Origin of the sequence: Tatumella terrea (assembly GCF_039523755.1) — a bacterium.
Taxonomy (GTDB): domain Bacteria; phylum Pseudomonadota; class Gammaproteobacteria; order Enterobacterales; family Enterobacteriaceae; genus Tatumella; species Tatumella terrea.
In genome coordinates this window covers 392,233-413,086 of sequence record NZ_BAAAFX010000018.1, presented here as the reverse complement: position 1 = coordinate 413,086, position 20,854 = coordinate 392,233, and the positions used below count along the sequence as shown (strand labels likewise).

Below are 20,854 nucleotides of genomic sequence, written 5' to 3'. Positions count from 1 at the left end.
TCAGGCCCAAAAAGCCAAAATATCCCTTAAAAAACAATGCCGGTCACCTTAAGTGACCGGCATTAGCCCTAACAGGCTGCTTTTTTTAGGGATTTTTGGTCGGCACGAGATCACTTGAGCTTGTTTCAATAAATCAATGATTTGTATCAGGAAATGCTGATTTTGACTTTCTGACGCTAGGCCTAAAACAGCGCCTTAAACATGGACATGGATTTTTACCGACCTTAGACATAGGGTTGGCTGCAATCTCAATACCTTTGCTCTTTCCACAAACGTCTTAAAAGAACTACAAAGTCCTCAACATGAGAATTACGGACTGACGACAGGGCAAACGACTGTCTGACCATAGAGGCAGGGCGTAGAAGCACAGGTTCTTTACTTTGGCCCATACCGAAAGACTGCATTGAGTTTAGACTAGCCTGGTGTTCGACAATAGTGCGCCAGCCAGCGGAGGAAGCTCCTGCTATGCTCACGGCGGGAACAACATGAGTCAGCCGTTGCGTGTTATCTATCTCTGCCAGAAGCCATGAGGCGTAGTCAAAGCCCTTTAACAAGGTTTCGTGCACGGTTTCCTCGAGTATTACCGGCAAACCACCTGATTGCATTGGCATGGACAGGATCAGAAGTATGTCCCCTGAAGGTGAAAGCTTGACTAGATTGTGAACGTCCCGATTTTGACTCTGGCTGATACATAATGAGTCGCTATCTAAGCTATCGTTGACTCCAGACTGCCTGTCAAAGATTGGTCTGTGTCCCGAATTGGCTCCAAACAGTGCCTCCTGAGACATGGTGTCTATCAGTGCTTTGGAACCCATTTGAGCTGGCCGGATAATTGTCGTATCAGGGCCTACTGCTATGGATATTTGAACTTTGGCTGAGCTATGAAAATAGTTCTGGTTTTCCTTAGGTAAATTGGTAATAGCTCGCTTTTTCAACTCTTCCGGGTCAACCGGTGATTGCGCATGAGCTAGCTGTAGCTGATTAATAGCCCTCAGGGATTTCTCAAAGAGATCTTCGGCAGAAGTAAATTCCTCCCAAAAAAGCCCTTTTTCCCAGGAACTCACTTCATTGATGAGATCCGCTTGTTTTGGCTCAGGCTCAATACCTGACTGAATAAAAATAATTAATTGCTTGGTAGTTCGGGCTTCCAGTACTTCTTCATGAGTGGCAGATAAACCTTGCTGCTGTTCATAGCCATAGCGAGAACCTAAAATCAGGATTACAACGTCTGATTCTCGCACGCCTTTCAGACATGTGATTTGAGGTGAGTCTGGTTTCGCACCAAAATCCTCGGCCATGATTGGGTTGTGTTTGAGAATAGATATGGCTCGTTTAACGGCCATTCGGTTTTCTTCAAAACCAGATATCAGTGAGCTAATGAAGATGTTCATGGGCTTCCCTACTTATAAAAGTTTAATGAAAAGTTTGAGGGACAAAGCAACTATAAGTTTAGTACAAAAAGTACACAAAAATGTTTAGCTTATATCTATTTAAGGTGAAATATCAGAATAGTTAAAAGATTTTATAAAGAATTACTGCTAAATATAGCAGTAATCTAAGTCTTATAAAGATTAAATTACTGCGAAAAGAAAGAGAGTATTTATTTTTAATGGGTTTAGATGTGTTAATGGTAGTAACTCAGTAGGGAGGGCGTTAAATTCTACTACTGGAGTGTTTTTTTGATTCGCGAACTGAAATCTTGCCGTTTAAATTTAATTTCTCAAATCTAATTTTCTCCGTAAGATGATTATCTAGTAATAATTCAAAGTGTTCTTTCATACCGTTATAACTGGAGAAGTCTATATATAAATCTTCAGTTAATTTATCCTTTAATAAGTATTTTAAGAGGTCAATAATTGAATCTGTGATCTCTGGTCTATCTTGAATGTCTGAAATTAAATCGAGCAAATAAAAAGAAAAATCATAGAATTCGCGGGGCATGAGTTCTAGCAAGTAGGTGTCGAAAAATTCAAAAGGACTTTTGCTGTCAATTTCATTTAGAACCTCATCGAGGTTTAACCCAATATAAAAACTTAGGCCGTCTATATTTTCTTTTATATTTATCACAAGTCCTCCTTATGCACTTCATACTTTTATAATAAAAAACACAATGAGTCAAATCTTATGAAGAAATATTTATTTAAGTTTCTAAGAGGTAAGGTGATTAATAATCCTCATTCCCGTCAAAGAGTGAAAATGCACTCAATTTTAAACTCGTCAGAATGCAAACCATTATGGTTTTGTTAGAAAATCACACGTGTGATACAATTTGAGTTAAGAGTTAAATTTCTAGATTTTATAGTCTCATAAGTTTTTATAAAATAAAAATGTAAAGTATGTCACTTTTTGTTTATTCAAATTTACGCTTAAATTAACAAGAAATGAACATAGCCTTTGTTATCAAGGGTCGTAGAGATATTTTTGCCATTAACTCAGGAGAAAGGTAATTCTTATGAGTTAATTACAACTAGTAAAAATACACACCAAATATCCCCTATAAAGCCCTCCCTTCCAAAAAACAAAAAAATAAATTTGTAAAATCAAATTTTTTAAAATATAGATACCCGGAGTTAATTAAAATGTAAAACCGGGAGGTTAAATGAGTAATTACAAATTGAATGTTTTTAAATTAGATGATGGTTCCAGAATATGCTTATTGTCTGATAAGGAAGGGAGACCATTACTTTATCCAAATTTATATTTAGAGGATGAAATAAGGAGGGTAGGTAAATCAGCTACAACAAATTTAACAGTAGCGAAAATATTAAGATTGTTGCTTTCACACCTTGATCAACAAGGAGTATCTCTTGTTGATTCTATTGTTAACAGACGTTTTCTTAATAGGGAGCAAATAAAAAGTATAATAGAATTCATGTCAATTAAAAGATGTGACGGAAATATTGTGAACATTCGAGGAGGCGATAAGGTTTCCTCAGGTACAAGGTTTTATAGAGTTGTCGTAGCATTCAAATATATGACCAGGTTGTGCGAATACATTCTTGGTAACAAAACTTACACTGATAGTAATGCTGAAAATTTTATTAGAATGTTACAGGGATATAAACCAAAGAAAAAAATTGATGAAGATTTTTATAATAAAAAAGTCAGAGCGTTAGATGATTATCAAAAGAAAGCTCTTTTTAGTTATGTGAGCATGAATTCGAATAAGAACATTTATAGCCTTAGGGTAAGAAAAAGAAATGAACTAATATTCATACTTCTTTATTCCTTAGGTTTAAGGAAAGGAGAGCTTCTGAATATCAGGATTGGTGATATAAAATTTACCGATAACATAATTTCTATCACTCGCAGGCATGATGACAAATATGACAGCAGAGTAAAACAACCTTTAGTAAAAACTCTTGAACGTGACTTAAAAGTGAGTGACTGGATAATCAACAAGATTCATAATTATATCACTACAGATAGAAGAGAATATATTGGGAAGAAACAGCATGATTTTTTGTTGATCAGTCATAAAGGGTGCGATTTATCCGGTGAGCCTATGTCAATCGACGGATATGAAAAAACCATTCAAAAGATAAGAGAAAGTGACAAGATTTTGGAAAACTTCTCAGGCCACGCACTGAGGCATACATGGAATAATGAGTTTTCTGTGAAGCTTGAGAATTCAGACTCCGATCTAAAATTGATTAATACTGAACTGATTAGATGTTATGCAATGGGCTGGTCCCCTGCTTCTCAAATGGCAGCAACCTATGATATTAAAAACATTAGGAAAAGAATGTTTCAGATTTTAGCAAAGGTTCAGGCAAGTATTAATGCAGACGTTGAGGGGCTAATAAATGGATAATTTAAACAGAAAAAGTCTAAATCTACAGTCTGAAAATTCGATAGTTGAAATAAGAAAAAATGACATAGAATTGATTAATAAAAAGTTGAATACTGATATTTCAAGATTGCTAGTTTATGTAGATATTAATTTACAAGCAAGTGTGATTGATACTCTTCTATACTACGTAGCAAACTATAGCAAGACATACTCAATCAATATTTTTCAAAGTCTGATTCACACATTTAGCAATTATCCGACACAAATGATTGATAAGAAATTCGTCTGGGCTTTACATGCAAATAGTTTAAAGGGAAATAAAAGTTATTTCATGAACACAAAGTGTTTTTTGAAGAGGTGGTATCTACTTTGTTTACCAGGAATAGAGCCTGCAGCATATACATTTATTAGTGAAATCAGAACTAAAGGTAAACCAGCGGGTCAAGTGGTAGCAAGCATGGATCCTGTTAATGGTCCATTTATTGACAGTGAATTACTTGAAATAGTGCAAAAGTCTAAGTTGGCATTTGAAAATAAGACGTTAGATAAGAAAATCTATCTTTTAATACTACTACTGATAAGCACTGGGCGCAGAATAAGTCAATTGCTAAAACTGAAATTAGCAGACTTAGAAGTCTGTTACAGTAATAAACACATTAGCGTCCCTCGCCTAAAGCAACGATCTAACTCAACAGATTTATATCGTGATATAGAAATCGAAAGTGAGTTAATGGATCAGTTAAAAAGTCTTAAAGAAGAAAACATGCAATTCTTGCTAGAGAAAGCATTAACTAGTGATTATGAAATTAATTACAAATCGATTCCATTATTTTTAAACAGGAAATTAATCAGTGATTGTACGGAGTTCTGTGATTTGAGTGATTTCTCATTAACTAAAGGACAAGCATATTATGGTCTAAGTAAGTTCGTTAAAGACCATAACGTTGTATCTGCAAGAACGAACCAGCTTCTTAAAGTTAATCCTAATAGGTTTCGATATACTTTTGGAACAGAGTTGGCTCGGCAAGGTTTGAGCATTGAAGTAATATCATACGCTTTAGATCATAGTTCAAGAGCCTGTGCAGGGGTATATATAAGAAATGATCCAAAAATAGTTGAAGATATTGATAAAGCAGTTACCCATTACCTCAAAGATATAGCAGGGGTTTTTATGGGTATAATACCATTTAGCGGAAATGTATTAGTAAAATCAATTATGCCTGATTCAATGAAAGAGAATCCTAGTAATAGCGCCTCACACCCCTGTGAAGGTTGTAAAAGACAAATTAAATGGAGATAAAAGAATGCTTACAACGTTGCAAATCGTAAAAAATGAAAGTATGCAGATTAAGAATTTGAATGAATATATCAATGAAGGGAAGGAAATGTTTGCTCTTTACACATTCAGTTTTGAGTGGGCAGATGTTAAATGGCGTGGATTCGGTACATTCAAAACCGCAAGTATAGGCAAAGATACAAAGTTAAGAAGAGAATTGGACTTAAAATTTTGTGATTTTGCTAAAGCAATATTAATTCATAAACATATGTTGAACCCTTCTAAATCTTATTCGGCGTTAATTGCAGCGTTAAGATTAGTTGAAGTTTCTTTAACAAATATTTGTGGAGTAGCGGAAGTCAGGTTAATTAATAGAAGAGTATTTGAACATGCATTCGAAATCGCAAAGCGCAACTACAAACCTACTACAGCTTTCAATATATCTGAAAAATTAGAAAAAATTTCAACCATTATATTCAAATATGGTATTAGTAGTAAGCTTAAAATGACATGGACAAATCCAGTCAAAGCACCAAAACCAGAATTGTATCAAGGTTTTGAAGAGCTAATAAGCGAAGGCGGTAAACTTTCTGGATTGAAATCAATTGAGGCTTTAGCAGCAATTTTTGCCAAAGATGATAGTTTACTGAATGATCAGGATAAATTTACAACTTCTGTGTTTGCTCTGCTTATGTGTGCTCCGTCATGGATAACTGAAATATTATCTTTACCATTTAACTGTGAGTTTCATGCTGTAGACAGTAAGGATATCGAGAGGTTTGGGCTTCGCTTATTTTCACTAAAAGGATATGGAGCGAATATAAAGTGGATACCTACAATTATGGCACCAGTTGCAAAGAAAGCTGTTTCGCGCTTAATAGGGTTATCTTAAAACGCAAGAAACCTTGCAAGCTGTATTAATTGTAGTGATTTCATTGGTAATGATATTCCTTTTAAAAATAGGTTATCTAAAGGATTAATGCCTGAGTATAAAAATGCTCTCTGCCTACAGGAAAAGTACGCTCTTTCTGAATTTAGAAAAACATCGTCCAATATTGTCAGGATATGCAATGCTAGTGAATTTAATAGAGATATATCGAGTGATAACAAAAAGAACATTTTTGCAAGGCATGGTTTTTTCGATTCAGATAAACAACCTTTATCAGTAAACACTCACCAGGCACGACATTTTTTAAATACTATTGCTCATCTTGGTGGCATGACTAACTTTGATATAGCCCGCTGGTCTGGAAGAAAAAATGTTTCTCAGAACAACAATTACAATCATATTTCACGCGAACACCTTATGGATTACATGTGCACATTGCCTGGTGATAGCGTGACTTGTGATAGCAGTTTTAACGATAAAGTTAGCGAACCGGAACCTGATTTCAGCCAGACGCATGGCGCATATTTAATTACTGATTGTGGCTATTGCGAACATGACTACTCAATTTCGCCTTGTGAAAAATATCCTGGCTTTGACGAAAAAAACAAACAGCTTAAAGAAAAATTTGATAATTTAATAAAAACATCCGATAAAGATAGCAAGTCTGGTGTTTATGGTGCTGATAAATGGGCGGACAAGGAATTAATATTTAAAACTAATAAAATATAGGTGGCGATAATGGCAAGAATTCTTACTACGAATGATAAAAGAAAAATAATCGAGTCAATAAAATCTTGGTCCTCACCAAACAAAATGACTTGGGAAAGATTGTGCGATAGCGTTGCAAAAAAAATAGGTAGACGTCCTACCCGTCAATCACTATATATGCACAAAGATATAGTAACTGCTTACGAAGAAAAGAAAGGCGTGCTTAAGACTAAAAATGAATTTAAGGTGCGACCAGCTAATCTTAAAGCAGCAGCAGAAAGAATTGAACGGCTGGAATCTAAAATCGAGGAACATGTTAAAACTATCAATGTTCAGAGAGAATATATGATTGATTTGTTCAGGGCTTGTGTAGCATGTGGTGTTCAGGAAAGTGATTTAAAATTTCGGCCATAATTATTGAAATAACTTTTTGATAGTTTTTGCCTATTGACTAGTTAAAGTTTTATGTTACTTTTTAATCGTCAGGACGACGATTATTGCAAGGATGCAACTATGAAAAATTATAATACTCTTACAAAAGAAGAGAAATTGCTTCTTCTTTTACAACTATATGTTGAAAAATTAAAACAGTCTGGCTTTGATCACAGTAGAATTGTGCGTTACATGTGGCTCTTCTGCGTAGGCTATTATATCAAATACTATCTTCCCGATCAGATGAACAGCACAATTGATCGCTTTACTATAATCTCTATGCTTTCAAATGCACTTAAATGTAGCTCAAAGCGTATCATTGATACCTTAGGGTTTGAGCATGAGCTAACATACTTCTTTAGATATCTCATTCACTATGCGATTGATAATGAACATGAGGCAGAGGGGATCTATCAGGCAGAAAGGGTTAAGTACGAAAAAGGTATTCTCATGAAATCTATCCCTTCCAGGAAGAAAAAGAGAAAGGGGACTAGATTATAACTTGGTTAAGTTTATAACCAGGACTAAAAAAAGCTTAGTTAATTCACAAGGTATCTTTTTGTTTAATATTCATAATGTTTAACTAAGATTTCTTATGCCTAAATGAGAGATTGATCACAGAATTAGCAAAAAAGGCTGGCGGTCATATTAGAAAATGAGATCATTTAAGAAAAATGAGAATTTTCCCATGTCTAGACTTGAAAAAAATGAGATTGCTCCTTTTTTGTCAATATTGCTTGCTGTTAAAACCGAAAAAACTCAGTTAAAAGATATACTTAATGGCATAACTGAGGTTATCACTCAGTGTCACATATCAAGCAACGAAATCAACGTGTTAAGTTCGAGTGGTGAGGATGATGTCCGTCCGGGAGAGCCATTAGTGCACTTTACTCATTACGAAATTCAAAAGAAACCGAGCTGGATGATTGGCTCGAATTTCAATGATATTGAAAATCATATTCTTGTTTTAATATGCCTTGGAAATACTCTTGCTATTTATACCTCAGAAAAAGGTATGAAAGATGAGATACGCAGTAGTTTTAAAAATAAACTTTCTTATTTAAAAGTTATAGACATTAAATCACTTAATTATCTATTTATCAATGAAGATAAAGTTAAAATGCTGTGGCTGTTAGGTATCCACGGTAAGAATAGCTCAAAAGCTGACTCAAAGGTTTTAGGAGGTGATAGCGTCGCTGATACATTAGATCCTCTTGAAGATCAGTCATTTACCATGTCGGCTGTAAGGACAGAATTAGATGACAAAGGTCGTACTACCGGTATCAATCCATATAAATCCTCTTTATGGCGAGGTCCTTGCAAAAATTGGCAAACTTTTGAGAACAGGGTTGTTGAAATTTTGGATAAAATTGAAAAAAATGACGGAGATCTAGAAAACCCAATAAGTATTTTAGCAACAGCTATATCAAATTTTACTGAAGTTAGAGATTTATATGATTTAAGTTTTGTCGACTATGATTACTTTAAAGATGACACAAGTAAAGTTAAATATGATTTGCTTCAATCCATTCACCATGATTATACATATGAAGTCATTAAAGCTTTCAATGATAAAAATATAGAGTTAAAGGTTTTCCACAAATTTCAACCGGTCGGAGTTCTATGTGCAGATATTTCTTTAAAAGAGTATGATGTAGAGTTCGAAGTTAAAATTTCCGCAACTAACAATAGGAAAAAAGAGCTACAATATTTCTCGAAAGTGTTCAGATATCCAGAGCTAATAAAGTGTTGGTATCAATCGGGCCATGCTATTGTAAATGGGAAAGTTTATAAAACCGATTATAGAGATGTTATTTATGATAAACATATATGGGCAGATTTTGAAGACTATAAGATTTGCATAGAAAAGCCCGAAGATAATGCTAAAAAAGTAATGCTTGACCAGATTGGTAACAAAAAATCATTGTTTTGTTGGGTTAAAAATAGGTGGTGCGGATCTTGGTCCAATAAGTCTAACTTCACCACTACTGAAAAACCTAATGGTTGGCTATATTGCGATGATGGTGCTGGAGAAAAAGCTGATTTTATTCATGTGTCTAAGCAAAATAATTTCTATTATATTGATCTAATACATATAAAAGCTGCAGGTTCAGAAAGTCTAAAAAGAAATATTTCAGTGGGTGCTCATGACATTGTTCTTAGTCAAGCTGTTAAGAATCTTCGTTATACTAATAGAAAGAACTTAATCGATGCTCTTAATGCTAGAGTCAGCAACAGTAATAAGAAATTTTGCTGGAAAGATGGCTCGCAAGCAAATGCTATAGATTTTATTGACCATCTTTCAAATATCAAATCTGAAGTAAAGATAAGAGTAATTGTAATTCAGCCTCATACTCGCAAAACTTCATACAGTAAGATCAAATCTTCGAATATCAGAAAGCAATTGGATGTGTTATTGGTTAGCGCTGATTCAGCAATAAGAGCTTCAGGAGCTGAGTTTTTCATTATTGGTTTTCATGATAGGAATACTAAAAAGTTGAGCTCATTGTGAAAAAAGTGACAAACTTGTAAGTTAAAATTCATTACATTTGATTGAAATAATTTTAGGGGGTTACTTGTTATCAGATCTTAGAAAAAATTCTAATATACATTTATTAATAGGCGAAAACGGTGCAGGCAAAAGTAGGGTGTTGTCAAATTTTGCTCACGAAATTGTCTATTCTGAGCCTTTTGCTAAAATTATTACGATAGCAAACACTATACATAATAAATTCCCTGCTCTCAGAATAAAGAACTACCATAGATTACCTTCAAATAAGATAAACCAGACAAGTAACTTGCTGATTGAAGCGATAACGTCTAGCTCATTAGATGACAAAAATGAGATGCCCTTAGAATTTATTCGTAAAATTCTTTCATATATTGGTTTTGATACAATAATTGAGATTTCTTTCAAGTTAGATGCAGATGAAGACCTTTCAAAAAAGATAAGCTCAATGGAATACACTAATTCAATTGATAAGTATGACATTGTGAAAGTTAAGAATTTTATTTCAAAGTTCGTGAGTATTGCTAATTCTGGGCAGTTGGCTTTTAGTGATGATAATTCCTCTAGATTAACTCGGATAATAAATCTTGAAAGTTTACCTGCTGATCTTGAAAGTGAAAATCTAATATCGCTGTTACGATTAAAATATCATCTAAACAAACTTAAAATCGTAGGTGATATAAAAATAGCTTTATTTAAATCAGGGTATAGATTCAGTTTAAATGAAGCTAGCTCAGGTGAGCTAACGCTTCTAACGATGTTGACATGGATATCTATGCATATTAGTAAGGACTCCTATATTCTCATAGATGAACCTGAAAATAGTCTTCATCCTAAATGGCAGCGAGACTATTTTCGTCATTTAAATGATGTTTTCCATTATTATGAGCCTAAGTTTATCTGTGCCACCCATTCTCCTATGGTGGTTTCAGGCGCACATTCTTCCGATAAAAATGTCAGCATATATAAAATTAGCGAATCAAAAATCAACAGAATTACAAATATCAGCGGGAAAAATATCGAGGAGATTTTAAAAGAAGTTTTTCAAGTCATTACGCCTGAGAGTCGTTATTTTAGTTTTTTAATAAACGAATTGATTTCTAAAGCTTTAAATTTTAGTTTATCAGAAAGTGCAGTAGAGAAAGAATTGAAAAAACTTAAAGGGCTTACTGATGACAAGAATCACCATGAAATCATTGATAAAGTTCCTGCTTTAATATTGGAAGTTAAAAAAAATGGGTAAGTTAATATTCGACCGTAAAGATGTTGAAGCTATACGGCTATCAATTCTTGAAGACGGCGACGTTTGGAAAAACCCTAAGTTAATTGATTTGAAAAATAAAATAAAAAAATATTATAAAGATAAATGCGTAAGGTGCTGTTATTGTCAACGCTCTTTTAGAGGAGAGTTTAACTTGGTTATAGATATAGAACATATTCTTCCTAAATCAGTTTTTAAACAGTATATGTTTACTCCAAAAAATTTAAGTATAGCTTGTAAGAGATGCAACATGAAGATTAAAAAAGCAAGTATGGCATTTATAGAATTAGATTTTCATAGGCGACTTATCTTCAATAAAAAATACTATAAGTTTATACATCCAAATCTAGATGTATATAAAAAGCATATTATGCGAATCAATGTTGAAGTAGGAGATTTAGCTTTCACTAAATATAATGTAGTAAATAACAGTGAAAAGGGAAGCTATACATATAACTTCTTTAAGCTATACGAATTTGAAATTCAAAACTTCGATTTGGCTCAGGGGTTGCCGGTCATTGAAAAATATATATGACATCCTGTTGGAGAATGATTACTGCAGATATGTGAATAAACTGGAATGTCTTAAAATAAAGACATTCCTGGAAATTACTGTGCTAGTTTATCTAAAAGCCATTATGAATAGAATCGTTACTCTCACCAAACGTCCAGTTTGCGACTTTGTCTCCTTGGAACGTGACTGTTAATGCCTTACTTTTCATGTCGGTTCCGTTCGAGAGTAGCCCTACAATTGGAATATAAGACATTGCTGACATATTTGAGTTCATGATTGAGTAAAACCACATGTCCTCATTTGTATCAACGGTTGTCTTACGAGTAGGTTCACCGAACTGCTTCTGAATATCTTCCTCCGTAGTTCGACCTTTAACAATCTTTGACGCAATACTTTGCTGCGTCTCATTTTTAATTGATTGATTCCCTGCTGTTGACGCACAACCTGATAAAACGATAAGAGTTAATAGAGCTCCTGCAACTTTAGCTTTCATTATTTAGTCCTTGTTAATAACCTGAGAAAGAACTCTCAACCAGCGTTTAATTTGCATTTCCATATCTTTATAACCAGTGTCCTGGTGAAACTTCCCTTTTTGCGGATAGAACTTAATCTGCCATTCTGGAATCATGACGTCTTTAACTTCAATGAAAAGACCTGAGTTGTTGAGATTTTGCTGTCTGATAGCGCCGGTTCCAAATCCCCCGTCATAGCCACCAGATTCCAAATCGTATCGCCAACCAATCACTGAACTAAACGGATACGTTTTTTCGTTCTTGCCATTTTTGATAGTGATAGTTTGCTGCGTCTCATTAAGTAGTAGCTTTGAGTCGTTGAATTCATGGCTCCAGAAGCCGTCATTGCCTTCGTTGAAGTAATCGACTGTAGAAGCATTATCTTTCTTATGCTTATAGCTAACACCGGCTGTCACGAGTAAGAAAAAGGCGGGGATACACCAGAGAATAAGCATTCCCATAGCGTCAGTGGGTTTTGCCTTCAGGACGATTAAAACGGCCACGCCGATTGTGAACCAGACTCTGATTGAACGGAAGTAAGAGGGTTTTCTCATACTCATGCTGCTCATGTTGAATTCCTTGTAAAACCAATAGTGGAAGATAGTCATGTCTGTAACTAGCTGATTGTTCACTGCTTTTACTGGGCATTTTTGAGCAAGCTCAAAACTTAAGCAAATCACTTGTACCGATCGATAGATCTTATTTGATAGGCATAAACTATTATAAACTAATAATTGATCTGTAAAAACGATCAATTGTTTTGTGTTTTGAAGTGGTTAGCTAAGAAAGATGATGTTCTTCAGAGGCTTGGTTATTGAGGCGTGTATAAGCTTTTTGAAAAGTCTTCAGGTGTTTCGTTTGAAGTTTTGACGTCAGGCTCAGCTGATCTGACCGCATTGATAACGGAAAATGAGGATTTTCTGTGGAGAAACGTTTTACCTGTCTCTTTGAGCAATTTTGCAAAGGCTTGAAGGTAGGGAATGCTCAAGAGCCAATTCACAACAGCTGTCATGAGATAGTCTTTGTTCCTGGCTGCCTCCATTACTGTTTGTAGACTGCTGGCAGGCGTATGTGCTTCGCAGGTTTCCGCTGTCTCTACTCTATATTCCTGCTGGGGAGGAGGAGCAATAAATTCTGACTCTAACGAAGCCGGTAGTGACGGTGTAGTATCCTCATTCGTAGCTTCTGTTACTAACTCACTTGGCTCAGTTCTTCCTATAGCCTCAGTCCTTCCTATAGCCGAAGCTTTCAAAGCAAAGAGCAAGGGATTGTCACGTTCAGGTTCGTAGAGAAGCTTCTCTTGCAGTGTTGCCCACGAATACGCCTTTCCGAGTTGCGAAGCTTTGAAAGCTATTCCGGCATACTCAAATGAGAAACCATTCATGCGGCCAGAACTGGCAATATTAGGAAGGGGCGTTATCCCATTCTCAGCAAGTGCTTCAACGAAGCTCGGAATGTCATTGTGAGTACAGAGGAGTGTATCAATTGTGTTTTGCAGGAACGTCTTGGGGCTTGGCTGATCTTCGCGCCTCTCTTTCTGTTGCTCACCTCGTGATAGCTTCTTACGCTTCCTGGCGGGGGAAGGGCTATGTAAAGGGGAGGGACCTTTGGTTCTGGTCAGGTCATGTGCTGACTCGAGTTCCTGAATTACTCGTGTACTAATCAGATTTTCATTTCTGCCCAGGTAGAGCTTCCCTCCTATCAGGTCGACTCTGGTGGCAATAATATGAATATGCTGGCCGGCCTCGTCGTCATGTATGACATAGCAGCGTAGGTGCGTATCGCTAAATCCCATACGCGACATGTAGTCGTCAGCAAATGAAACCCATTGCTTCGCTTTAAGGGATTCACCCTGTGGCAGGCGAAGCGAGTTGTGCCATACCGGTTTCAGTATGTCTGTGCGAAGTGAAGCAGAAGCGTTGAACTCAGTAATCAGTTCAGGTGCTGAAGCGCCCAGCATGTTCCCCCCTATGACCACCGGGTCAGTTTTATGGTGAACGCCTGGCTTTAGCGCGTATAGAACAACTCCTGCGAAGTTCTTACCTCGTTTGATCTTTTGCATGCCCTTCATGAGAGGGGATACTCCAAAGATCGGTCGTAATGAGTCGTGAGCGAAGATCAGTGATTTGACGCTTCACAGCAAAGAGCTCTGTCTTGGTCAGCGGGCTGCATGATTGCTTAGCATTCAGGTGGTTTAAGATCTCGTTGAGTTTGTGGTTTATGTCGGCAAACGTTTTCCATGCCGCTCTGTTGATCTCTGGGACAACAGGTACATGGTTCTTAAGCAGACACATGCGAAGCCATTCGCCTTTGGCGTATTGTTTTCGCTCATGATCCAAAGTATTCAGCTCTGAGTTATTTAGTCTCACACTGACGCAATGAATACGTAGATTCTCTGCAAGGGGAGGGTGATAGGTGGTATCCATGGAAGCTCCTTTTCAATTATATAAAGATAAGCATATTCCTTATGCCTAATATATTTATAATCGATAGGTAGATTATGTCAATGATGTCGGGTTTGACTTTCCCCTTTTACAATCGAAGAGCAGAAAAAGCAAGGCTACTCAGCTTCGCTGAGTTAGCTCTTGCTATTTAATATAAGAGGTATTTAACAAAATAAATTTCAACATGTTTGCAAACTTGATAAGGTACAAGACTGGCCTTGACAGTTTTTATTTTTGTGTTATTTAATGAATTATATTTAATTAAATTTAAGGTTTCGGTATGAAAAAAGCTATAAAAGTTGTTTTAGTGATTTTATTTTTTGTCAGTTTTTTTGTGTTCTTGATCTCTGTAGCAAATGAAAAAGTCGATGCTGATGTAAATCAACTTAGTATATACTTGCCGCTAACTTATTTATTTGTGTTTCCTATCTTCATGTTCTGGGATAAGCGCAGAAAAAAATAGTTCTGCGCATTCGATGTTTGATTATTATTTTTATAATTCCACAAAGTAGTCAGCGATTATACTCATCACTTTTGCAAGTGAGATTGATGCCAGTGCAATTAATAAACCATATCCCCATTCGGATTGAAAAAAAGTTGGGAATAGCTTATTGTCAAATTTAGGAAGAGCATCTAGACAAAGCGTAAGTGCAGAAAGGGAGGCTGCTAGTGAGAAAATAAATTCAGCAAGCCCTTCAATTCTTTTATAAAAAGGTGCTAATCCAATACCAATTATGACAGGCGGGGCTAGTAGGACATAGGGATGGTCGAATATATTGGGTTTGAAATAATAGAAATATATGAAGACCACTAGCGAAACCAACACAATAAGAAGTGAGATTAAAGTATACCGACTTTGTGCACTAAGCCAATCAGTCATGCGTTGCATGCAACCTCCTAAATATTTCAATAAAATTAATAAATAACAGCATATCCGCACCCGAACAAATCAATTCATTATGAATAGGGAGGCCAAGTGGCGAGCATTTGTTAAGCTACATGAATATAATTACACTTTTTATACATTAATGCAAAACTATTTACACTTGAGTTTCATTGATATATGATTTGGCAATAGGATTATTCCGTTGTAATTAAGTTGTTGTATTTCAGTGGGTTAGCTGGGTTGGTGTGACTAGCAATGCTTTTTAACCATGTGGTTACTAACTATTTCATTGCGCAGACAACAAAAATGTGCCCAACACTACGCTTTAAGTAATAAGGAAATTTAATCTTTAGGTCCATAATTGCCCCTTTTAGCAAGGATTTTGATGATTTTCCAGAGTCGAACATTTCTTTAGTAAAAAGAGAGCAACTATCGTTCAATGATTTATAACCAATGATGTCAGGAGATTATAAATGGAAATAGTATCAGTCATAAATTATAAAGGTGGTGTAGGAAAAACCACAGTTACATCTAATTTAGCAGCCGAACTCGCTCATCGAGGAAAAAAAGTTTTAATCTTGGACATGGATGCTCAGGCTAGTTTGACATTTTCTTTTATAAAGCCTGAGTTTTGGGATGAAAGGCTTAAAGATAATAAAACTATTAAAAGCTGGTTTGATTGTATTAGTCAGGGAGAAAATACGATGCCACTTTCAAATCTTAGAATAAGGCCCGAAGAAGTAAATAAAAGGTTTAAAAGTGGTGGATTCATTGATCTCATATCTTCACATTTAGGATTAATAAATGTTGATCTGGAATTGGCCACTCTGCTCGGTGGAGCCAGCCCGAGTCAGACGCAAAAAAAATATCTTAAAGTTCATGGGAAGTTAAGGCAAGAGTTACATGAGCTTGGACAAGAGCAAAGATATGATATTGTTTTAATTGATTGCCCGCCCAATTTCAACATCGTTACTAAAAATGCATTAATCGCTTCTGATAAAATACTAATTCCAGCAAAGCCTGATTATTTATCTACATTGGGAATTGACTATCTAAAGCGAAGTGTTGACTCATTGGTTAAAGATTTTAATTTTTATGCAGACAAAGATAGTGAATTCGAAAGAGTAAGCCCTGAAATTTTAGGTGTGATTTTTACAATGATACAAATTACGTCAGGACAACCTATTTCAGCTCAAAAGCAATATATTTCGCAAACAAAAAGGTTAAAGGTCCCTGTATTTAATTCTCTGTTTAGAGAAAACAAAACAATTTTTGCTGATGCTCCCCGCGATGGTGTTCCTGTGGTTTTGAATTTTTATTCAAATCAAACACACTCTGACGTAGTGAGCGAAATCGAAGATTTTGTAGACGAGTTTTTGGATAATCTTGAGGGAGCATTATGAGAGATTACAAAGCCATCAAGGTTTTATTAAGCGAGCTAACAGATTCAATTAGTTTTTTATCAGATTCAGATGTGGAGAAGATAATTTCTGGCGATTACCAAATGGCTATAAAGATACAAAAGAAAAAAAACACTACTTCTCTCAATAATGATTTTGTTAAAAATAATATCGATTTTGAAAAGGTATTAAACGATTTTAATTTAATTGAGGACAGACAGGCTGGAGCTGAGTATTTAAATGATAAATTAAAAACTAAAGCAAATTTCGAGAAGTTCGCAAAATCAATCGATGTTGCTGTGATGAAAAGTGATAAGCTTGAAAAAATAAGAGAAAATATTATAGAGTCTACAATTGGTGCACGGCTTCGCTCGGAAGCTATTCAAAATAAAAATATCAAAGATATTAATAGCAAAAAATAATTAAAATAACGAGCCTTGCGAGAGCAGGGCTTTTTTTATTTAACTAACTTGAATCTTTCCGGTTAGCCCCCCTTCCAAAAAATTAGCCTACCTATTTATGGTTTTATTTCATATTGGTAAAAAAATTATTAAATAAATCTGTTCATTTATGGATTAAATTGTCAAAGTCTTATTTAACTTGGTGCGGAAAACAGGCCACATAAGGTGGCCTATAATTAAAAAATTAAATTATCATGCTTTTATTAGTCAAATGTATTTTCGCAATCTCTGCATATATATTTATCAAAAACTATGCCGTCTAAAGCAGATCCAGTTACAGCTCCTGCTACCGCACCAGCAGAAGCTGCAGTGAATCTACCTAGCAGACCTCCAACAACAGCACCAACAGCTGTACCAATTCCTGGTACCACTGAACCTACTGCCGCACCAGCAGAAGCTCCACCCAATGCACCCCCAATACCACCAATTACACCACCAGCTTTTTTTCCAACATTTCGCTCTCTAACATTATTTGATTTACAATTTGGGCATGCTGCCATGTTTTTAATCCTTCATTATGATTCGATTGCTATAAGAAATACTTGGTTCAGAATGGCAAGTGTTTCTTTTATTGTAATTTACTACGTATTTATCGACACCAGTTGGATTGACTTTATAGGTATCTATTGAAATTTTTTAAATAAATTACTAGCGATATAAATGTCTGCTTTTCATAGTATCAATATAGTGAGAAATTAAACTTTATTAGGAAATAATTGGATTCTTTTGGAGTTTTCTTGAATAATTGGTTTTCCAGTTAATTGAATGATTGTTCATGTTTCCTTGAAACTCTTGGTTAAGATGATCTAACGTTTGAGTTAGCAGCGCTCATAAGTAATGTCTGTTCTAAGTGAGGAATATAAATATCTAACGTTAAAGGTGTTTAAATCATTTAAAGTCTTCTATTATTTTTTGATTATAATCTTCTAAATATTTTTGTAACTCATTTCTGTCAATCAAACGTACTTTTGCGGACTCTGCAAGTTCTTTTGCTGAGTTAGTGAAGTATGAGTTTGTAACAACCATTGCTTCGTCACATGAATAAAAAGTTTTGGCGGAGATAGCTTGTTGTACTGCTGAATTACCAACTGAGCCAGAATAGTTTTTTGCCTGAATAACAATATTTTTATCGAAACGAGTGACAAAAAGATCTGCACCTTGATCTTGAGTTCTCTTGGTTTCTTTAACATCGTATCCAAGAGTTTGGAATATCTTGACTAAGAAGTCTTCAAATTCAAAACCATTCATTGAATCAACTGAGTACATATTAACATATTTATCGGGATTGAAATGTTCGAGGCGTATAGCCAATCTTTCTACCAGTATGTCAAAATATATAGTTTCACAGATTGATATATACTTTCTAACATTATCAATTGAGATCAATGGTTTGCCGGGAGTATTTTGTGCGTTCTCATTGAATTCTAATGCAGAGAAGGCTATGTTATTGCTCCAGACAAAGTATAGAAACAATGATAGATCAGATCTAAATGTCGTTCCTGCTTCTTCAATCCATGATTTTAAAGATTCTGTTAATGTAGGTTTGATATGTCTTTTGATCTCTTTCGCAAACCCGTTATATACAGCGTTAAATGATGTGGTAAGTAAAAGCTTGTCCAAAAGCATTGGCAGCTCTTCCAATTCATTAAACCCCTTTCGAACAAGTACTTCACGAAATAATACAAAATCAGAATAAGTGCTTTTGTCTTCCGATAAATCACTTTCTGATCGCTTATCATGTGAAAACTTTGTTGTGTAAATGAAATTAGTGAAATAAGGATCCTTAAACGTTGCATATTTATCTAAAACATTTTGCAAGAGACTATTGAGTTGGGACTGCTCTTTCTTTTTCCCGAACAAGTCTTTTATAATTCCTTTTGACTGATACTGAAATTCTGGATAAAAAGAGGGATTAAGAGGGATCATTTGTTCTGAGGTAATAGGGGGGGGCGTTTTTGTGCCCCATGAATTCGTTACAGTTGGTACTCCGCCAGAACACCAGGGACAAATAATTTCGAAAGATGTCTTGCTGCATGAGTAACACTGATAAATCATTAGGCTATTTCCTTTAAAAATTATTAGGCTTAGTCATGATCTTTGGATCATAAAGAAGAGTTGCTATTCTTGTAGTTGAGTACAATGTTAAATGCAAATAATTATCATACTTTTAAATCATGGTAATGATTTACTGAATCATTTTCCAATCCTGATGAAAAGCTGTAGTTGCCACTTGCTGAAAGTTCAACATGCCTTCCCCACCACGCCATCATATCTCGTCGTTGCTCCAGATATTGAGAACGGTTGTAAGCTCTCCTGACCTCATTAGTATCAATGTGTGCCAGTGCTGCTTCAATCACGTCAGGCTGATAACCCTTCTCATTGAGAACAGTTGAAGCAATCGATCTCATACCATGCGCAACAAGGATGTCTTTGAAGCCCATGCGCTTTAGCGCCATGTTAGCCGTCTGACTATTCATAGGTTCAAGCGGATTACGGTATCCGGGAAAAACGTGTGGCCTGTGTTTGCTAATAGGCTTCATGACTTTTAATACCGCAAGCGCCTGTTCAGACAATGGAACAATATGCATACGTTTCATTTTCATACGCCCAGCAGGAATGCGCCATTCCTTTGTTTCAAAGTTAATCTCGTCCCACCTGGTCATTGCGGCTTCAGCTGGTCTTGTCATGGTTAGCAACTGCCATTCAATAAGGCAACGCGTCTGTCTGCCAATACTCGCAAATGCGAGAGCCTTCATAAGCATTGGGAGTTGTTCAGGCGCAAGGGTAGGGCGGTGCTTAACGGTTGGTTTATGAAAAGTTCTACTGATTCTCGCAGCAGGGTTGAAGGTGACTAATCCAGCGTTGAGAGCGTAATCCATGACTTCGTTGATACGTTGCGTAAGTCGTTTGACAGTTTCCAGTCTACCGGCTGAATGAGTTGGTTCGAGCGCCCCAATGAATTGCTGAGCAGTGATTTTTGAGATAGGTAATGAGCCAATGTGCGGGAAAACGTATTTACCAAGGGAGCGCCAGATATCGTTTAGCGTGTGCTGGGTTAGTCCGGCAGCTTCTTTAGTCTTGAACCACAACGCAGCAACCTTTGCGAATGTGTTTTCTGTTGCTTCTCTTTGTTGAAGTCTTTGCGCTTTCCTGTGCTCCTGAGGATCGATGTCCTGCTGAAGAAGTTTTCGGAAGTTTGTACGGAACTGGCGAGCTTCTAAGAGAGAGATTTCTGGGTAGGAACCGAAGCTGAGGATAGTGCGTTTGCTTGTAAAAGGTCTGTAGTAACGGAAGCGCCAGAGTTTTGAACCAGCTGGATTAACCTGGATCTCAAGTCCGTCTCCGTCATACAGGACGATGGCACGTTCCGAACACTTGGCGTTTTTGATTTCAGTATTTGTAAGAGGTTTAGTCTGCCTTGCCACAATAGCTCTCCATTTCAGTCCTTAGCAGTGATAGGCATATCACTTTTCAAGCCAATGTATGACTAAGCCTAGAGATAGGCCTATCAATCGTGGATTTCAATGTAAGACTATGGACGTCACTAGACAATAAAAAGTACAGCGGATCATGTTAACCCACTGTACTTTCTATGTTTATAGTCTTGTCTGGACTTAGCTGGACAAAACTTTGAAGAGGTTGATGGTCGGCACGAGAGGATTTGAACCTCCGACCCCTGACACCCCATGACAGTGCGCTACCAGGCTGCGCTACGTGCCGGACTCTGTGGCAATATACTACGGATAATTTTAAAAATAGCAACATCCGT

At 36.1% G+C, this 20,854-nt stretch carries 21 protein-coding genes and 1 tRNA gene; 11 read left to right on the top strand and 11 right to left on the bottom strand.

Features of this window, described 5'->3' with window-relative positions:
* Positions 1 to 248: 248 nt before the first annotated feature.
* Positions 249 to 1,391, bottom strand: coding sequence for a DUF4062 domain-containing protein (locus ABD035_RS15200; RefSeq protein ID WP_343871020.1), 1,143 nt, complete (start codon positions 1,389 to 1,391; stop codon positions 249 to 251).
* Between the two features lie 262 nt (positions 1,392 to 1,653).
* A complete protein-coding gene (locus ABD035_RS15195; protein WP_343871019.1) occupies positions 1,654 to 2,067 on the bottom strand; it encodes a hypothetical protein in 414 nt (137 codons plus the stop codon).
* A 532-nt stretch (positions 2,068 to 2,599) separates the two neighbouring features.
* Here ABD035_RS15195 and ABD035_RS15190 point away from each other — a divergent pair.
* The 9 genes from ABD035_RS15190 (at position 2,600) to ABD035_RS15150 (ending at position 11,403) form a co-directional block, all read left to right on the top strand.
* Complete coding sequence (locus ABD035_RS15190) at positions 2,600 to 3,814, top strand: tyrosine-type recombinase/integrase (RefSeq protein ID WP_343871018.1); 1,215 nt, start codon at positions 2,600 to 2,602, stop codon at positions 3,812 to 3,814.
* Positions 3,807 to 5,093, top strand: coding sequence for a tyrosine-type recombinase/integrase (locus ABD035_RS15185; RefSeq protein ID WP_343871017.1), 1,287 nt, complete (start codon positions 3,807 to 3,809; stop codon positions 5,091 to 5,093). The genes ABD035_RS15190 and ABD035_RS15185 overlap by 8 nt, the downstream gene beginning before the upstream one ends.
* A gap of 4 nt (positions 5,094 to 5,097) precedes the next feature.
* Positions 5,098 to 5,961 carry a hypothetical protein gene (locus ABD035_RS15180; RefSeq protein WP_343871016.1) on the top strand — a complete coding sequence of 288 codons (864 nt, stop codon included), beginning with the start codon at positions 5,098 to 5,100 and terminating at the stop codon, positions 5,959 to 5,961.
* 87 nt (positions 5,962 to 6,048) lie between these two features.
* The gene (locus ABD035_RS15175; RefSeq protein WP_343871015.1) at positions 6,049 to 6,687 is read left to right on the top strand and encodes a hypothetical protein; all 639 of its coding nucleotides are present in this window, start codon (positions 6,049 to 6,051) and stop codon (positions 6,685 to 6,687) included.
* A 9-nt stretch (positions 6,688 to 6,696) separates the two neighbouring features.
* Positions 6,697 to 7,080 carry a hypothetical protein gene (locus ABD035_RS15170; RefSeq protein ID WP_343871014.1) on the top strand — a complete coding sequence of 128 codons (384 nt, stop codon included), beginning with the start codon at positions 6,697 to 6,699 and terminating at the stop codon, positions 7,078 to 7,080.
* A gap of 99 nt (positions 7,081 to 7,179) precedes the next feature.
* Positions 7,180 to 7,599 (top strand): hypothetical protein, encoded by a 420-nt coding sequence (locus tag ABD035_RS15165; RefSeq protein ID WP_343871013.1) that lies wholly within the window; start codon positions 7,180 to 7,182, stop codon positions 7,597 to 7,599.
* A gap of 187 nt (positions 7,600 to 7,786) precedes the next feature.
* On the top strand, positions 7,787 to 9,610 hold the full coding sequence (locus ABD035_RS15160; protein WP_343871012.1) for a hypothetical protein: 1,824 nt from the start codon (positions 7,787 to 7,789) through the stop codon (positions 9,608 to 9,610).
* Between the two features lie 64 nt (positions 9,611 to 9,674).
* Positions 9,675 to 10,850, top strand: a complete 1,176-nt coding sequence (locus tag ABD035_RS15155; protein ID WP_343871010.1) for an AAA family ATPase — start codon at positions 9,675 to 9,677, stop codon at positions 10,848 to 10,850.
* Positions 10,843 to 11,403 (top strand): HNH endonuclease, encoded by a 561-nt coding sequence (locus ABD035_RS15150; RefSeq protein ID WP_343871009.1) that lies wholly within the window; start codon positions 10,843 to 10,845, stop codon positions 11,401 to 11,403. The genes ABD035_RS15155 and ABD035_RS15150 overlap by 8 nt, the downstream gene beginning before the upstream one ends.
* A gap of 91 nt (positions 11,404 to 11,494) precedes the next feature.
* Here ABD035_RS15150 and ABD035_RS15145 read toward each other — a convergent pair whose 3' ends face one another.
* The 5 genes from ABD035_RS15145 to ABD035_RS15125 all read right to left on the bottom strand — a co-directional run bounded on the left by ABD035_RS15145 (position 11,495) and on the right by ABD035_RS15125 (position 15,227).
* Complete coding sequence (locus ABD035_RS15145; RefSeq protein ID WP_343871008.1) at positions 11,495 to 11,875, bottom strand: hypothetical protein; 381 nt, start codon at positions 11,873 to 11,875, stop codon at positions 11,495 to 11,497.
* A gap of 3 nt (positions 11,876 to 11,878) precedes the next feature.
* Complete coding sequence (locus ABD035_RS15140; RefSeq protein ID WP_343871007.1) at positions 11,879 to 12,463, bottom strand: DUF4755 domain-containing protein; 585 nt, start codon at positions 12,461 to 12,463, stop codon at positions 11,879 to 11,881.
* 242 nt (positions 12,464 to 12,705) lie between these two features.
* Positions 12,706 to 13,956, bottom strand: a complete 1,251-nt coding sequence (locus tag ABD035_RS15135; protein ID WP_343871006.1) for a relaxase/mobilization nuclease domain-containing protein — start codon at positions 13,954 to 13,956, stop codon at positions 12,706 to 12,708.
* Positions 13,934 to 14,320, bottom strand: coding sequence for a hypothetical protein (locus ABD035_RS15130; protein WP_343871005.1), 387 nt, complete (start codon positions 14,318 to 14,320; stop codon positions 13,934 to 13,936). The genes ABD035_RS15135 and ABD035_RS15130 overlap by 23 nt, the downstream gene beginning before the upstream one ends.
* A gap of 511 nt (positions 14,321 to 14,831) precedes the next feature.
* Complete coding sequence (locus tag ABD035_RS15125) at positions 14,832 to 15,227, bottom strand: hypothetical protein (RefSeq protein ID WP_343871004.1); 396 nt, start codon at positions 15,225 to 15,227, stop codon at positions 14,832 to 14,834.
* A 470-nt stretch (positions 15,228 to 15,697) separates the two neighbouring features.
* Here ABD035_RS15125 and ABD035_RS15120 point away from each other — a divergent pair, with 470 nt between their 5' ends.
* Both ABD035_RS15120 and ABD035_RS15115 read left to right on the top strand, forming a co-directional pair.
* A complete protein-coding gene (locus tag ABD035_RS15120) occupies positions 15,698 to 16,627 on the top strand; it encodes a ParA family protein (protein WP_343871003.1) in 930 nt (309 codons plus the stop codon).
* Positions 16,624 to 17,046 carry a hypothetical protein gene (locus tag ABD035_RS15115; protein WP_343871002.1) on the top strand — a complete coding sequence of 141 codons (423 nt, stop codon included), beginning with the start codon at positions 16,624 to 16,626 and terminating at the stop codon, positions 17,044 to 17,046. Before ABD035_RS15120 ends, ABD035_RS15115 begins: the two co-directional genes overlap by 4 nt.
* A 242-nt stretch (positions 17,047 to 17,288) precedes the next feature.
* On the opposite strand, the gene ABD035_RS15110 is transcribed toward ABD035_RS15115, so the two are convergent.
* From ABD035_RS15110 to ABD035_RS15095, 4 genes are all read right to left on the bottom strand, one after another.
* Entirely contained in the window at positions 17,289 to 17,585 is a 297-nt protein-coding gene (locus tag ABD035_RS15110) for a hypothetical protein (protein WP_343871001.1), read from the bottom strand.
* Between the two features lie 388 nt (positions 17,586 to 17,973).
* Positions 17,974 to 19,140, bottom strand: coding sequence for a restriction endonuclease (locus tag ABD035_RS15105; RefSeq protein ID WP_343871000.1), 1,167 nt, complete (start codon positions 19,138 to 19,140; stop codon positions 17,974 to 17,976).
* 104 nt (positions 19,141 to 19,244) lie between these two features.
* The gene (locus tag ABD035_RS15100; RefSeq protein ID WP_343870999.1) at positions 19,245 to 20,510 is read right to left on the bottom strand and encodes an integrase domain-containing protein; all 1,266 of its coding nucleotides are present in this window, start codon (positions 20,508 to 20,510) and stop codon (positions 19,245 to 19,247) included.
* 218 nt (positions 20,511 to 20,728) lie between these two features.
* A tRNA-Pro gene (locus ABD035_RS15095) sits at positions 20,729 to 20,805 on the bottom strand.
* Positions 20,806 to 20,854 lie beyond the last annotated feature (49 nt).